Here is a 12636-nt window from a genome sequence, read left to right on the forward strand (position 1 = left end):
TGGCGTGCAGCCGGTTCAGGCGTCGCCGGCCATCGCGTGTTGTTTTCGCCAGCTGGCGGGTGTCATCCGGTGCTCACGCTTGAAGGCGCGGTGGAACGCCGGTTCGGATTCGTAGCCCGCTTCGCCAGCGATGCGGGCGATCGGTTCGCTGCTCTCCACCAGTCGGCGCGCGGCGTGCTGCAGGCGCCACTTGCCCAGGTAGCGCATGGGCGGATCGCCCACCAGGCCGGTGAAGCGCTCGGCAAAAGCCGAGCGCGACAGCCCCACCTCGCGCGCCAGGCTTTCGGTGGTCCAGGCACGTTCCCGCTGGCCGTGCAGCAGGGCCAGCGCGCGGCCCACCCGGGGGTCGCGCAGCCCGGCGATCCAGCCGCTGCCGGTGGTGGCGGGGTCGTCCTGCAGGTACTGGCGCACCGCCTCGATGAACAGCAGCTCGGCGAGCTTGCCGAGCACGGCGGGCGACAGCTTTTCGTCCGGCGTCGGCCGGCGCGAGGCGAAGCGCAACGAGCTCTCGACCCACTCGCTTGCTGCCGCATCTTCCATCCGCGCCTTGAGCACACGCGGCAGGGCGCTGAGCAACGGATCGTCAGGCTGGTTGTGCGACAGGAAGCCGCAGAAAAAACGCGTGTCCGCGGCATCGGCGTTGCCATGGACCAGGCGCCCGGGCCGGCTGCCGTCGCCGGGTTCGAACAGGTCGTTCACATCAATGGGCGCCAACGCCAGCTCGCTGCCGAGCAGGTGGTGGTCGTTGCGCGGCAGGATCACGATCTCGCCGCGGTGCGCGCTCATCGGCGCACCGCCGTCCACCTGCACCAGCAGCTCGCCCTCGCAAACGAAGTGGTAGGCAATGATGTGGCGCGGCAGCGGCAGGTAGCCCGCGCAGTCTTCGGGCGACACCTTGGACACCACGCACCAGGGTGAGGTGAAAGCCGCTTCCAGAAACACGCCACCGGTCAGGCGCATGGCGCGCAGGATCTCGGTCAGCGGATCGGCGGGGCGGTCTTCCAGCATGGGCGGCGTTTCGGTGACAAATGCCGGCGCCCTGGGCATTGTGGGTGCGCCGTCAGACTTCTAGAGTACCCCTACCGGCCCCGCAGGCGCAACACCGGCCAGCGGCCAAGCCACCCCCGGACGGCCGGCACGCAACCACATATTCAAGGAGCCTCCCCATGATCACCGACACCCAGGGCCACGCCTTGAGCGGCGCCACCACCGAAGCCTTGCCCTTCTACGAACAGGCCGTCACGGCCTTCCAGCTGTACCGCGGCGACCCCATGGCCAGCCTGGCGCAGGCCACCGCCGCCGCGCCGCGTTTTGCCATGGCGCACATCCTCCAGGCCCATATGCTGGCGCTGGCCACCGAGCCCGGTTGCGTCGCCATGGCGCAAGAGGTGCTGCAGAACCTCCGGCCACTGCCGATGAACGAACGCGAAGCCTCGCACGTGGGCGTGATCCAGCGCGTGCTGCAGGGCGAATGGACCAAAGCCGCCCTGGCCATGGACCTGCACCACACGCGGCACCCCTACGACATCGTGGCGCTGCAGGCCGGGCACCTGATCGACTTCTACCGCGCCAGTGCGCGCAACCTGCGCGACCGCATCGCGCGCGTGCTGCCGCACTGGTCGGCCGACATGCCAGGCTATTCCATCGTCCTGGGCATGTACGCATTTGGACTGGAAGAAAGTGGCGACTACGCGCGCGCCGAAGCGGTGGGTCGCGAGGCGCTCGACCTGCAGCCGCTGGACTGCTGGGCGCACCACGCGGTGGCGCATGTGATGGAGATGCAGGGCCGCGCGCAGGACGGCATCGGCTGGATGAACGCGCGCGAACCGCACTGGTCGGGCGATGACAATTTCTTCAAGGTGCACAACGCCTGGCACGGTGCGCTGTGCCATCTGGAGCTGGGCCAGACGGACGCCATGCTCGCGCTCTACGACGGCACCGTGCGCAAGACGCCGAGCGCCGTGGTGCTCGACCTGGTGGACGCCTCGGCCTTGCTGTGGCGCCTGCAGCTCACGGGAGTGGATGTGGGCGGTCGCTGGACCGAGCTGGCGCAGACCTGGGACGCCCACGCCGATGGCCGCCTCTACCCGTTCAACGACTGGCACGCGGTGATGGCCTACCTGGGTGCCGACCGCCAGAGCGACGTGCAGCGCCTGCGCGATGCCATGCGCAGCGCCGATGGCGCCAGCGAGGTCTCTCGCTGGGCCGCCGACACCGGGCACGACCTGTTGGAAGGTTTTGCCGCGCACTGGCGCGGTGAACACGACAGTGCGGTGCAGCACCTCTACCGCGCGCGGCACTTCGCCAACCGCTTTGGCGGCAGCCATGCGCAGCGCGACATCATCGACTGGACGCTGACCGAGTCCGCCCTGCGTGCCGGCCAGCGCGGCATGGCCGAAGCCTTGGCCAACGAACGCCTGGCGCTCAGGCCGCACAGCCCGGTCAACCGCGGTTTCCTGCGGCGGGCGCGGGCGACCGGGGTCCCGGCAACCCAGCGGGCCGCCAGACGGGTCGCGGTGACGCAGTGAACCGGGTGGATCAGGCGTCCAGACGGATATGGCCTTCGGCCACGTAGCGTTTGAAGTCGGTCAGGGGCATCGCCGCCACGCCGTGGGTCTCTTCGTCGACCCAGCTCAACGTGACGTCGTTCAGCCCCTGGGTCACCTCCACCGGTCCGGGGCGGATGGCGATGTTCGGACCGTCGCCTTCGCGGTATTCGACCTTGCCAACAATGCGTGCGGTTTGTGCCATCTGGATTTCCCTCTGAAGGTGATGCAAGCAGCTTCGCCGCGGGGCGAAACCAGGGTCTGTTCGTTGCCAGACAGAGCAGGCCATTTTTGACCCATCCGGGCGTTCTTCGGTGTGCGGCCCCGACAAGACCGGACATTCATGCGGAGTATCGAGGGCCTGGCCCGGTGTGGTCGATGGGGTCGTGTGCTTTTTTGTAATTCCCGTTGTCCGGAATGAACCACAAGTAACCACCTTTGTTGAAAGAGAACCATGACCCCGGACACCGGTTCCAAGCGGGACCCGGCCGGTTTTTCCGGCCGGGTTCGCCATTCCCCTGCCGTGTGCAGCAACGCTGAAGGAACCCGTCATGATTGCTTCCAGACTTCTCACCTCGTCGGTGACCGCCCTGGCCGTCGTGGGCGCGGTGGGCTGGGCCTATGCCCAGACCGCGCCAGAACCTGCCGCCGAGGCGCAAACGCCGATGACCACACCCGCGGACGCCGCGGTCACGCCCGCACCGGACGCCGCAACGTCCGGCGCCATGATGAACGAACCCATGGAACGGGCCGACCGCAACTGATCCGATGGACGGGCACGACACACCGCCGGACGCCTCGCGCCGGGGCATGGCCGAGGACGTCCGGCGCGGCTTGCTGGCGGGCCTGGCCATCCTGGCGCTGGTGATTCCGCCCGTTCAACAGGTCCTGGTGCAGGTGGCTGCTCCGGTCAGCGCCGGGCGCCTGCCCGACTTTGGCCACACGCCGGCTTCGGTTGCCACCCGCCAGGTGGTGGACTGGGTGGCCGGCACGGGCAACCACAGCGGCCAGCCGTTCGTCGTCATCGACAAGAAGGCGGCCCGGCTCTATGTGTTTGACGCTGCGGCGCGCCTGCGCGATGCCACGCCGGTCTTGCTGGGCTCGGCGCCGGGCGATGACTCCGTGCCGGGCATCGGTTCGCGGCCCATCGCAGAGGTCAGGCCCGAGGAGCGCACCACGCCCGCGGGCCGCTTCGTGGGCATGGCCGGCCGCAACCACACCGGCGAAGACGTGGTGTGGGTCGATCACGGTGCGGCCGTGTCGATGCACCGGGTTCGCACCACCCAACCCACCGAGCGCCGGCTGGAGCGGCTCGCATCGCCCTCCGTCGCCGACAAGCGCATTTCGTACGGCTGCATCAACGTGCCGGCCGATTTTTACGACGCGCACATCCGTCCGATGTTTTCGGGCCGGCATGCCGTGATTTACGTGCTGCCGGAACACAAATCGCTGCAGCAGGTGTTCGGGTTCCAGGCGCGGCCAATCACGCATGCAATGCCTTCCTGAACCGCGGCTGGCAGCTTGGCACCTGCCGCGCACTGTGCGCTGGTGCACAGACGGACCGCCGCGCGGGCGTTACTTTGTTCCGGTGATGCGGTGGCTCGCCACCGCACGCTTTTTTCCCTGTTCCAAAGGAGACCGTATGTCCCTCTTGTCCCATTCCATGACCCGTGGTCTGCTGGCCAGCGCCGCCCTGCTCATGTTGTCGCCTGTCGCTTTCGCGCAGTCGCGCTCGGCGATCGATGCGACCTACCAGCAAGACCGCGCCGCCTGTCTCGACAGTGCGTCGATGCACGAACGCACGGCCTGCCTGCGCGAGGCCGGTGCGGTGCGCGCCGAAGCCCTGAAGGGCCGTCGGTCGACCGGAACGTCACCCGAAGAACTGGCGCGCAACGCCCTCCAGCGTTGCAAGGATATGTCGCCCGACGACAAGATGCTCTGCGAGCGCAGGGCGCGGGGCGACGGCAATGAAACGGGCTCCGTGGCCGCCGGCGGCTTGTTGCGTGAACTGGTGACCGAGGTTCCGGCGCCGGCGCCCATGCGGGCCCCCATGCAAGCGCCGATGCCCGCGCCCAGATAACCGGATCGCGGCGCAACAGCGCCGTTCATCGGCGGCTGGCGGTTCCCGTTGGCCGCCGGTCCACGCGGTGGGGCCAGTGCCAGCGCACGGCCAGCGCGATCACGGCGGCGATCAGGGGCACCCAGCCCTGCTGTGATCCCATGGTCCACAAGGTGGCCGCGCTGACGACGCACCAGGCGACCGCCACCCCCTGCAGCGCCCCCAGGAGTCCGCGCGCGAAGCGTCCTCTCGCGTCCGCGCACAGCAGCAGACCCAGGCTGCCGATCGCCGTCGGGTCGGGCGCGAAACCAAACACCTCGGCCTGGACCAGCGACCGGCCCGCGACCATTGCGTGCAGGGGGTACAGCAGCAGCGCCCAGGCCAGCAAGCCGAGGCCGATCCCGCAGCGCAGCGGGTGGGCCGTGGTGCGCAGGCTGCTGGCGCCCGACAGCACGAGCAGGCCGAGGGCCTGCACGGCGAAGACGCCAGCCGAGACCGTGGCCGCCGGGTTGATGGCCGCGTAGCGTTGCAGGAGAAAACTCCAGGCCACCAGCGCCCAGCACAACGCCAGCGCCGCGGTGCCCGCCCGCAGGGCGGTGTCGCTGCGCCGCAGCAGGCCGAGGCCCACGGCCAGAAAGATCAGCGTGGTCAGCACCGGCATGGGCCAGAGCGCCTGGTTCTGCAGCTCGAACAGGCGCCAATAGGTGCGCGGCGCGAACATCAGCAGATCGGCCGGGCGGTAGGTCCACCATTCGCTCATGGCTGGCTCGGGGTTGCTGTGCCGTGCAGCGCGTGGGTGTTCAGAGCGCCGCTACGTCCCGCGCCATGCGCGCGCGCAGGGTGGCGTCGGGCAGGCGTCCGCGCGCCGCGCCCATGTTCTGGCGCAGATGCGCCACCTGGCTGGTGGCGGGAATGGCGCAGGTGACGGCCGGGTGCGACACCACGAATTTCAGCGCCACCTGGGCCCAGCCGTCGCAACCGATCTCGCGCGCCCAGCCTGGCAGCGGGTGGCCGCGCAACCGGTCCAGCAGGTCACCCTGGCGGAACGGCCGGTTCACGATCACGGCGATGCGCCGTTCCTGCGCCAGCGGCAACAGGCGCTGCTCGACCTCGCGGTCCAGCAGGTTGTAGGTGAGCTGCACGAAGTCGATCGCTTGCGTGCGCAGGATGCGCTCCAGTTCGGCGTGGCGCCGGCCTTCGGAGGTGCTGATGCCCACGTAGCGCAACTGGCCCGCGGCCTTCATCGCCTGCAGCCGCGGCAGGTGTTCTTCCCAGGCCAGCAGGTTGTGCACCTGCATCAGGTCGAAGCGCGGCACGCCCCAGTGCGCCCGCGAAGCCGCCATCTGCGCGGCCCCGCGTGCCGCGTCACCCACCCACACCTTTTCGGCCGAAAACAGCGTGGCCGGGTGGCCCAGTTTCGCCAGCGCGTGGCCGATCACGGGTTGCGAGGAGCCGTACATGGGCGAACTGTCGATCAGGCGGCCGCCCTCGGCAAAAAAGGCGCGCACCACCTCGGCACGCGCATCGCGCGCCACCGGGTCGTTGCCCACGTTGAAGGTGATCCAGCTCCCCAGCCCCACCACCGGCAGCGCTTCGCCGCTGGAAGGGATGGGGCGCGTCAGGGGGCTGGGTGCAGGCTGGGCCGTTGCACGCGTGGCCCAGGCGGGCAGGCCCGCCAGCAGGGCCGAAGTGGCCAGCCAGCGGCGGCGGTCCGGTGCGACCGGAGCCGGCGAATGCGTGCGCGGTGTGTCCATGTGCAGCCCGGTTCAGCGAAACCCGAACACCAGCAGCAGGTTGTTCGCCGGCATGGCGAGCCGCTGGCGCAGGCCCAGGCCGCAGCGCAGGGCTTCTTCTTCCACCGCTTCCCGGCGGCGCAGGCCCCAAGCCGGGTTCTGCGCGTGCAGGCTTTCGTCAAAGGCCAGGTTGCCGGGCGAGGTGGGCACGCCGTCCTCCAGAAACGGCCCATAGATCAGCAGCAGACCGCCGTCCTTGACCAGGTGGCGCCCGGCGCCCTGCATGAGCGATCGGCACGTGGCCCAGGGCGAGATGTGCAGCAGGTTGGCGCAGAAGATGGCATCGAAGGGCAAGGCGAACGCACTGGCCAGGGTCTCTTCGTCGCTCGGCCACCGCGGCTTCATCACGTCGAGCAGACAGGGCGCACGCACGTTGCCGGCCCCGGCCTCCTGCACCCGGGCCGCGATGGCGGGCAGTGCGGTGCTGTTTGCTTCGGTGGGTTGCCAGGTCCAGCCGGGCAGGCCGGCGCCGAACCAGGCCGCGTGTTGCCCGGTGCCCGAGGCGATTTCCAGTGCGCGGCCCCGGGTCGGCAGCACCTCGCGCAAGGCCTCCAGGATCGGTTGCTGGTTGCGGTCGGCGGCGGGGCTGAACGGCAGGGTACTCATGGGCGTGGCGTGGCGGAACCGGGGGGCGGGCGTCAGACCGGGCTGCCGGCCGTCCGGGGTGTGGTCAGGGTCAGCAGGATGTCGGCGTACCAGGCGCAGTTCAGGCCCAGCGACTCGTCGAGCACGCGGTCGCGGTCGCCCATGTCCATGCGCGACGAATGCACACCCAGCAGCTTCCAGGGCAGCTCGGCCGTCTCGGGGGTGGGCGCGGTGTCGCGCATCACCACCGCCGCGCCGCTGGTGCCGCGGTGGGTGCGCGCGTCGGTCAGGAAGAAGCCCTGCCCCTGGAAGCGGATGCCATAGGGCGACGCGATCGCCGCCTGGCGCACCACCGGCAGGTGGTGCACGGCGTCGTGAAAACCGAGCGGAAAACCCACCACCAGCAGCGAGGCGTCCACCGGCACGCTGGCAAACGAGGTCTGCAGGTGGGCCGGGGTGAAGGCGCGGATGATCGCGCCGGCCGGCAGCTGGCTGCGGTCCAGCTCCAGCACGGCGACGTCGATCTCGCTGCCGCCGTCGCGGCCCTGGCGCCACACCGCAGCGCCCTGGTTGTAGAGCAGCATCGAAAACCCGGTCGAGCGGGTGAGGTTGCTGGCGTCCAGGTGCACCTCGATCTCCAGCCGGTCGGGCAGGTGGCTGGTGGCTTCGTCGATCACCACATGGCGGCTGGTGACGAGGTAGAGGCGTTCGTCGCGCTGGAAGAAGAAACCGCTGGCGTTGGTGAGCGCGTAGCTGCGCAGGAAGGTGGACACGCGCGGCGCGGCCAGAAACAGCGGGTCCACCGTGGCAGACGCGTTGCGGGTTTGTGTCGGCGGTGGGGTGGTGGTCATCGGTGGTGTCCTGTGTGTCGCCAAAGGAAGGGCCTGGGCAGGGCTTTGCGGTTGTTTGTTTCAGCGCCAGGTGCCGGGCGCCAAGTCATCCAGATTGTGCGGCCCGATGGCGGCTCGGATCAGGCGCAGCGTGGGAAACCCCACCGCCGCCGTCATGCGGCGCACCTGGCGGTTGCGGCCTTCGCGGATCACCAGCTCGATCCAGGCCGTGGGCACCGCCTTGCGCACCCGGATCGGCGGATTCCGCTCCCACAGCGCGGGCGGCTCCGGCATCGCGCGGGCGCGGGCCGGCAGGGTGGGGCCGTCGTTGAGCGTCACGCCGCGGCGCAGGGCGGCCAGCGCGGCTTCGTCGGGCACACCTTCCACCTGTACCCAGTAGGTCTTCTCCATCTTGTGGCGCGGGTCGGCGATGCGTGCCTGCTCCTGGCCATCATCGGTGAGCAGCAGCAGGCCCTCGCTGTCGGCGTCCAGCCGGCCCGCCACGTACACGCCGGGCCGGTCGATGAAGTCCTTGAGCCCGCGCCAGCGCCCTTCGGGTGTGAACTGGCTGAGCACGCCGTAGGGTTTGTTGAAGCGGATCAGCATGGTGGCGCTCGCTCCATCATTCAGCGAGAAACAGCGCCGGATCCACCATCGTGCGGTTGAGCATCACGCCCCAGTGCAGGTGCGGCCCGGTCACGCGGCCGGTGGCGCCCACGGCGCCCAGGCGTTCGCCCGCCAGCAGCGTGTCGCCCACCCGCACATCGATCGCGCTCAGGTGGCACACCATGCTCAGCAGGCCACCACCGTGGTCGAGCCAGACGGTCTGGCCGTTGAAAAAATAGTCGCCGGTGTCGATCACGCGACCCGGCAACGGCGTGTTCACCGGCGTGCCCGTGGGCGCGGCGATGTCCATTCCACTGTGGGGACTGCGCGCCTGGCCGTTGAACACGCGCCGCAGCCCGAAGGAACTGGAGCGCCGGCCGGCCACCGGCACGCGCATGCGCAGGTCGCCCGGCGCTGGCTCGCTGAAGGTCGCCATCACCGTCTTCTGGTGGTCGCGTTCGCGCTCGAAGCGCGCAAGGTCTTCGGGTGAGAGGTCCACCGTTTTCGGGGCCACCTTCAGACGCTGCTCGGCGTAACGTTTGGGCGTCACGGTGTACGCCAGCTCGCGCGGCTCGCGGGCTTCGCCCTGCACCACGATGCGCGCCTCGCCCGGCGTGGCCGACAGCGGGATGCCCACCAGCGCGGTCCATTCGACCGGATCACCCAGCACCAGCAGCGGAACCTCGCCCGCCCAGGCCCGGGGACGCTCCTGCGATGGCCCCAGCGAAAGGCGAACGATGCCGCCCGGCACCGGCGCCACCTGGGGCACGTTCGCCTCGGCCGCCGCTTCCCCGGCCCCTGAGGCCAGGCGCCAGTTACCCAGCAGCAGAAGCCCCACGGCGCCCGCGGCCCCCCGCACCACGGAGCGGCGGGAGCGGGTCGACTGAGCAGGTGGCACAAGGGGGTTCTGAAGCATGGGAGGCGGGTGCGCTGGTTGGACGATCGGCAGGGCGTGGCGGGCGCTCCAAGCATGCCACCGATCGGGCCGGCGGTGAACCGCGGGTGGGCCGGCGGTCCGGTCGGCTAGCATGGCCGCATGACCGTTCACACCGAGAGCCTGCGGCTCGCCTCCCTTTATCCCGATGTTTTCCATGTCGAGGCCCCCGAATCCCCTGTGGGGCCCGACCTCTGGCCGCGCAAGCCGGGGGTGTTCATCCGCAAGGCGGCCGCTGCCGTGGCCGAACCCGTGGAACCGGCGGATTCCCCGGACACGAATGAGCCGCAGGAACCCCGACCGGCGCCCCCGCTGGTGCGCGAACTCGTGGCCGGCCAGTTTGGCCTGGTGCCGCGCTGGGTGAAGTCGGCGTCCGATGCCAAGCTGCGTTCGCCCAAGCTGGTCAACGCGCGCTCGGAAACCGTGACCACCTCCAACAACCTGCGCGAAGCCTGGCTCGCCGGGCAGCGCTGCATCGTGCCGATGATGGCGTTTTTTGAAGACGACTTCCGCAGCGGCAAAGCCGTGGCCACGCGCATCAGCCGCGTGGACGGCCAGCCGATGGGCGTGGCGGGCCTGTGGGAAAGCTGGACCGGCGCCGACGGCGAAGTCATCGTGAGCTACACCCTGCTCACCGTCAACGCCAACAGCCACGCGCTCATGCACCGCTACCAGCAGCCCGGCAGTGAAAAACGCATGCCCGCGGTGCTGAACGAAGGGGGCTACGACGCCTGGCTCAACGCCGCCCACCCCGAGAAGGCGCGCGAGTTCCTGCGCGCCTACCCGGCCAACTGGCTGACGGCGAACCCGGTCGAAAAAAAGTAGCGTTCCGCGGACCTCAGCGCAGCGGCTGTGGCGCGGTCACGATCTCGTGCTCGGTGGTCGCATCGGGTCCCTGAGGGCGGGACCAGTTGGCGATTTGCGCCAGCGCCAGGCGCTCGGCCTCGTTGAGGATGTCCATCGGCTTCGCGTGTGAGGGGGCGTGGGTGACCACCCCGATGCCCAGGCGCGGCTGGAAGGTGTGGTGCGTCTGATACTCATCCACCACCGGCAGCGACGCGCCGACCATGAAGCGCAAATGGGCCAGCGTTTCGGTCAGCGGCGCGGCGTGCTTGTCGGTGAACATCACCACCACAAAGCAGCGCGGGTGGTATTGACCCACCACGCAACGGAAACCGGCCGCGCGGCGAACGCGCGCCGCCAGCGTCACCAGGATCTGGTGCTCCACACCCGGCCCGGCCGAATCGGTCAGCTCGTAGAGGTTGCTCACGTTCACGCAGATCACCGAACATTCGCCCTGCTGGCGGGCGGTGCGCCAGAACACGTGTTCCACCTCGGCGATCAGGGCCGAGCCGGTGTAGAGCCCAGTGACCGGATCGGCGCCTTGCTGCACGCGCGAGAGGCGGGCGAGCTTGCGGTTTTGCCGGTTGCGCACAAAACCCAGCACCGTGGCCGTGAGGAAATACACCATGGTGACCAGCGCCGTGAGCAGCCAGAAGCCCGAACCCAGGCCCGGTGCGTCCAGGCCGCGCAGGTACAGGCCACTCACCATGGCCGCCAGGCACACGATCGCCAGCACCATCCAGCGCGCCAGCGGGTCGCCCCGCCGGGTGGCCCGGATGACCGCGATCAGCGCCAGCAACACCGGCACCATGTTGACCACCGCGGCCGCCAGCAGCACCGGACGAAAGTGGTCACGCGACACCTGGCTGGCCAGCAGCGCCAGCGCCATCGCGGTCAGGAACACGGCAGCGCCCCCCCAGGCGGTGAGGCGGTGCGCCAGGGCGTCCTCGCGCGCACCGCCCAGCCAGCCACCCAGGAAATACAGGGCCACGCCGCCCGCCAGCGGCCCCAGACTGGCTTTGAGCACCATCAGCGGACGCTCCGGCAGGGCTGGAAACAAGGCTTCCGGCAAACCCGACATGACCACGCAACTCGCGCCAGTGAGCACCACAAACCACAGGTTGCGCATCGCGCCCGTGCTGCGGCTGCCCAGCGCGTCACCCAGCGCCAGCGCCGCCAGCGTCAACAGACCCCCGAGCATGGCCGACCAGATGGCGATTTCAGAAACAGGCATGCGCCCGATTATGGTTGCCATGGCCCAACCAGAATCGCGGAAATCTATCGAATGCGTGTCTGAGCTGCGACACCCCATGAACGCACGCCGCTACAGCGTCTGCCGGTAGCGCTCCAGCATCTGTTCCTGTGTCTCCACCGGCGCCTCCGCGCTCATGCGCTCGCCGATCTGTTCGCGCAGCATCTCGCCCATGCTCGGCATCACCGAGCGCGCGACATGGCGGCTCGCATTCCAGAGTGCCGATCGCATCAGCGCCTTGGCGCAATGCAGGTAAGACGCCCGCACCGTCACGCGGATGACGAGTTTGGGCACGCGCCTCGCATCGGCGCTGCGCTCGCGGTCGGCTTCATCGGTGGTCAGCAGCGCGCTGCCGTTCACGCGCAGCGTCTCGTCCATACCCGGCACCAGGAACAGCAGGCCGATCTGGCCGGTCTGCACGATGTTTTCCAGCGTGTCGAGCCGGTTGTTGCCGGGCGCGTCGGGGATCAGCAGCGTCTGCGGATCCAGCACTTTCACGAAGCCCGGCTCACCGCCGCGCGGCGACGCGTCCAGCGCGCCGTTCGCCCCCGCGCTCGACAACACCACCAGCGGCGACAGGCCGATGAAGCGCGTGGCGTGCACGTCGAGCTGAGGGAGTTCCTTCTTGGCCGAGCGTTCGCGCACCGGGTCGTACAGCGCGCGCAGCGCTTCAAGGGTGGTGATGTTCATGGCTTCAGGGCTTACAGGTCGTAGGTCACCGAGCGCTCGGGCAACACGCTCAGGTCCAGCGGGCGCACCGCGCCCATCCAGATGGCGCGGTCGCGGTGGTCCACCAGGTCGTTGCCGGTGATCGGGTGGATGAACACCACCAGACCGCCGCGGTGCAGCGTCAGCCAGGGGATCACGTCGGCAAACAGCGCGGCCTTGAAGGCCAGCTGGCAGCTCCAGTCCGGGTGCGGGCCCACCGGCTTCTCGTGCACGCGGCCCATCTTCAGCGGGAACTGTGCGGCTGCTGCTTCGCACAGCGTGCGCGCTTGCGCCAGCGTGTCGGCGTTGAAGTACACGTGGGCGTGCCAGCCGTGGATGACGGTGTCGGGTGGGGTGGTGGCGTCGTTCATGCGCGGCATGATGGCAGATTTCAGCGCACGCTGTGCCGTGCCGAGGGCGTGCAGCTCGCCACTGGCATACAGTCCCCGCATGACCACCCCTGTCACCCATCCAGCCCTG

Annotated in this window: 16 protein-coding genes; 5 read left to right on the plus strand and 11 right to left on the minus strand. The window is 69.5% G+C overall.

Annotated elements, in window-relative coordinates; genetic code table 11:
• Positions 1 to 15: 15 nt before the first annotated feature.
• Complete coding sequence (locus tag AC0GNO_RS04655; protein ID WP_472903114.1) at positions 16 to 1008, minus strand: AraC family transcriptional regulator; 993 nt, start codon at positions 1006 to 1008, stop codon at positions 16 to 18.
• 158 nt (positions 1009 to 1166) lie between these two features.
• On the opposite strand from AC0GNO_RS04655, the gene AC0GNO_RS04660 reads away from it, so the two are divergent.
• On the plus strand, positions 1167 to 2528 hold the full coding sequence (locus tag AC0GNO_RS04660; protein WP_472903115.1) for a tetratricopeptide repeat protein: 1362 nt from the start codon (positions 1167 to 1169) through the stop codon (positions 2526 to 2528).
• Between the two features lie 10 nt (positions 2529 to 2538).
• Here AC0GNO_RS04660 and AC0GNO_RS04665 read toward each other — a convergent pair whose 3' ends face one another.
• The gene (locus AC0GNO_RS04665; protein WP_305279002.1) at positions 2539 to 2751 is read right to left on the minus strand and encodes a hypothetical protein; all 213 of its coding nucleotides are present in this window, start codon (positions 2749 to 2751) and stop codon (positions 2539 to 2541) included.
• A gap of 346 nt (positions 2752 to 3097) precedes the next feature.
• On the opposite strand from AC0GNO_RS04665, the gene AC0GNO_RS04670 reads away from it, so the two are divergent.
• The 3 genes from AC0GNO_RS04670 (at position 3098) to AC0GNO_RS04680 (ending at position 4626) form a co-directional block, all read left to right on the plus strand.
• Positions 3098 to 3310, plus strand: coding sequence for a hypothetical protein (locus tag AC0GNO_RS04670; protein ID WP_472889396.1), 213 nt, complete (start codon positions 3098 to 3100; stop codon positions 3308 to 3310).
• 4 nt (positions 3311 to 3314) lie between these two features.
• Positions 3315 to 4052: a hypothetical protein gene (locus AC0GNO_RS04675; RefSeq protein WP_472889397.1), complete on the plus strand. Its 738-nt coding sequence runs from the start codon at positions 3315 to 3317 to the stop codon at positions 4050 to 4052.
• A 136-nt stretch (positions 4053 to 4188) separates the two neighbouring features.
• Positions 4189 to 4626: a hypothetical protein gene (locus AC0GNO_RS04680; protein WP_472889398.1), complete on the plus strand. Its 438-nt coding sequence runs from the start codon at positions 4189 to 4191 to the stop codon at positions 4624 to 4626.
• Between the two features lie 25 nt (positions 4627 to 4651).
• Here the strand turns inward: AC0GNO_RS04680 and AC0GNO_RS04685 are convergent, their stop codons facing one another.
• The 6 genes from AC0GNO_RS04685 to AC0GNO_RS04710 are packed head-to-tail and all read right to left on the minus strand — an operon-like array spanning position 4652 to position 9335.
• Positions 4652 to 5365, minus strand: a complete 714-nt coding sequence (locus tag AC0GNO_RS04685; protein WP_472903116.1) for a DUF6064 family protein — start codon at positions 5363 to 5365, stop codon at positions 4652 to 4654.
• Positions 5366 to 5405: 40 nt separating this feature from the next.
• A complete protein-coding gene (locus AC0GNO_RS04690; protein ID WP_472903117.1) occupies positions 5406 to 6359 on the minus strand; it encodes an aldo/keto reductase in 954 nt (317 codons plus the stop codon).
• Between the two features lie 12 nt (positions 6360 to 6371).
• Positions 6372 to 7004 carry a DUF938 domain-containing protein gene (locus AC0GNO_RS04695; protein ID WP_472903118.1) on the minus strand — a complete coding sequence of 211 codons (633 nt, stop codon included), beginning with the start codon at positions 7002 to 7004 and terminating at the stop codon, positions 6372 to 6374.
• 32 nt (positions 7005 to 7036) lie between these two features.
• Complete coding sequence (locus AC0GNO_RS04700; protein ID WP_472903119.1) at positions 7037 to 7834, minus strand: S1 family peptidase; 798 nt, start codon at positions 7832 to 7834, stop codon at positions 7037 to 7039.
• A gap of 60 nt (positions 7835 to 7894) precedes the next feature.
• The gene (locus AC0GNO_RS04705) at positions 7895 to 8419 is read right to left on the minus strand and encodes a pseudouridine synthase (protein ID WP_472903120.1); all 525 of its coding nucleotides are present in this window, start codon (positions 8417 to 8419) and stop codon (positions 7895 to 7897) included.
• A gap of 16 nt (positions 8420 to 8435) precedes the next feature.
• Complete coding sequence (locus AC0GNO_RS04710) at positions 8436 to 9335, minus strand: peptidoglycan DD-metalloendopeptidase family protein (RefSeq protein WP_472903121.1); 900 nt, start codon at positions 9333 to 9335, stop codon at positions 8436 to 8438.
• A 120-nt stretch (positions 9336 to 9455) separates the two neighbouring features.
• Between AC0GNO_RS04710 and AC0GNO_RS04715 the strand changes: the two genes are divergently transcribed.
• On the plus strand, positions 9456 to 10178 hold the full coding sequence (locus tag AC0GNO_RS04715; protein ID WP_472903122.1) for an SOS response-associated peptidase: 723 nt from the start codon (positions 9456 to 9458) through the stop codon (positions 10176 to 10178).
• Positions 10179 to 10191: 13 nt separating this feature from the next.
• Here AC0GNO_RS04715 and AC0GNO_RS04720 read toward each other — a convergent pair whose 3' ends face one another.
• The 3 genes from AC0GNO_RS04720 to AC0GNO_RS04730 form a co-directional block, all read right to left on the minus strand.
• Positions 10192 to 11430, minus strand: a complete 1239-nt coding sequence (locus tag AC0GNO_RS04720; protein ID WP_472889407.1) for a GGDEF domain-containing protein — start codon at positions 11428 to 11430, stop codon at positions 10192 to 10194.
• Positions 11431 to 11520: 90 nt separating this feature from the next.
• Positions 11521 to 12138, minus strand: a complete 618-nt coding sequence (locus tag AC0GNO_RS04725) for a pyridoxamine 5'-phosphate oxidase family protein (protein WP_472903123.1) — start codon at positions 12136 to 12138, stop codon at positions 11521 to 11523.
• Between the two features lie 11 nt (positions 12139 to 12149).
• The gene (locus AC0GNO_RS04730) at positions 12150 to 12608 is read right to left on the minus strand and encodes a DOPA 4,5-dioxygenase family protein (protein WP_472903124.1); all 459 of its coding nucleotides are present in this window, start codon (positions 12606 to 12608) and stop codon (positions 12150 to 12152) included.
• Positions 12609 to 12636 lie beyond the last annotated feature (28 nt).

The sequence above is a fragment of the Hydrogenophaga sp. L310 genome (assembly GCF_055703065.1).

Bases quoted from the DNA above. Each gene is read 5' to 3' on its own strand.
- AC0GNO_RS04665 (WP_305279002.1), bottom strand. From the start codon at position 2,751: ATGGCACAAACCGCACGCATTGTTGGCAAGGTCGAATACCGCGAAGGC.
- AC0GNO_RS04660 (WP_472903115.1), top strand. From the start codon at position 1,167: ATGATCACCGACACCCAGGGCCACGCCTTGAGCGGCGCCACCACCGAA.
- AC0GNO_RS04690 (WP_472903117.1), bottom strand. From the start codon at position 6,359: ATGGACACACCGCGCACGCATTCGCCGGCTCCGGTCGCACCGGACCGC.
- AC0GNO_RS04720 (WP_472889407.1), bottom strand. From the start codon at position 11,430: ATGCCTGTTTCTGAAATCGCCATCTGGTCGGCCATGCTCGGGGGTCTG.
- AC0GNO_RS04695 (WP_472903118.1), bottom strand. From the start codon at position 7,004: ATGAGTACCCTGCCGTTCAGCCCCGCCGCCGACCGCAACCAGCAACCG.
- AC0GNO_RS04655 (WP_472903114.1), bottom strand. From the start codon at position 1,008: ATGCTGGAAGACCGCCCCGCCGATCCGCTGACCGAGATCCTGCGCGCC.
- AC0GNO_RS04710 (WP_472903121.1), bottom strand. From the start codon at position 9,335: ATGCTTCAGAACCCCCTTGTGCCACCTGCTCAGTCGACCCGCTCCCGC.
- AC0GNO_RS04715 (WP_472903122.1), top strand. From the start codon at position 9,456: ATGACCGTTCACACCGAGAGCCTGCGGCTCGCCTCCCTTTATCCCGAT.
- AC0GNO_RS04675 (WP_472889397.1), top strand. From the start codon at position 3,315: ATGGACGGGCACGACACACCGCCGGACGCCTCGCGCCGGGGCATGGCC.
- AC0GNO_RS04705 (WP_472903120.1), bottom strand. From the start codon at position 8,419: ATGCTGATCCGCTTCAACAAACCCTACGGCGTGCTCAGCCAGTTCACA.
- AC0GNO_RS04730 (WP_472903124.1), bottom strand. From the start codon at position 12,608: ATGCGGGGACTGTATGCCAGTGGCGAGCTGCACGCCCTCGGCACGGCA.
- AC0GNO_RS04685 (WP_472903116.1), bottom strand. From the start codon at position 5,365: ATGAGCGAATGGTGGACCTACCGCCCGGCCGATCTGCTGATGTTCGCG.
- AC0GNO_RS04680 (WP_472889398.1), top strand. From the start codon at position 4,189: ATGTCCCTCTTGTCCCATTCCATGACCCGTGGTCTGCTGGCCAGCGCC.
- AC0GNO_RS04670 (WP_472889396.1), top strand. From the start codon at position 3,098: ATGATTGCTTCCAGACTTCTCACCTCGTCGGTGACCGCCCTGGCCGTC.
- AC0GNO_RS04700 (WP_472903119.1), bottom strand. From the start codon at position 7,834: ATGACCACCACCCCACCGCCGACACAAACCCGCAACGCGTCTGCCACG.
- AC0GNO_RS04725 (WP_472903123.1), bottom strand. From the start codon at position 12,138: ATGAACATCACCACCCTTGAAGCGCTGCGCGCGCTGTACGACCCGGTG.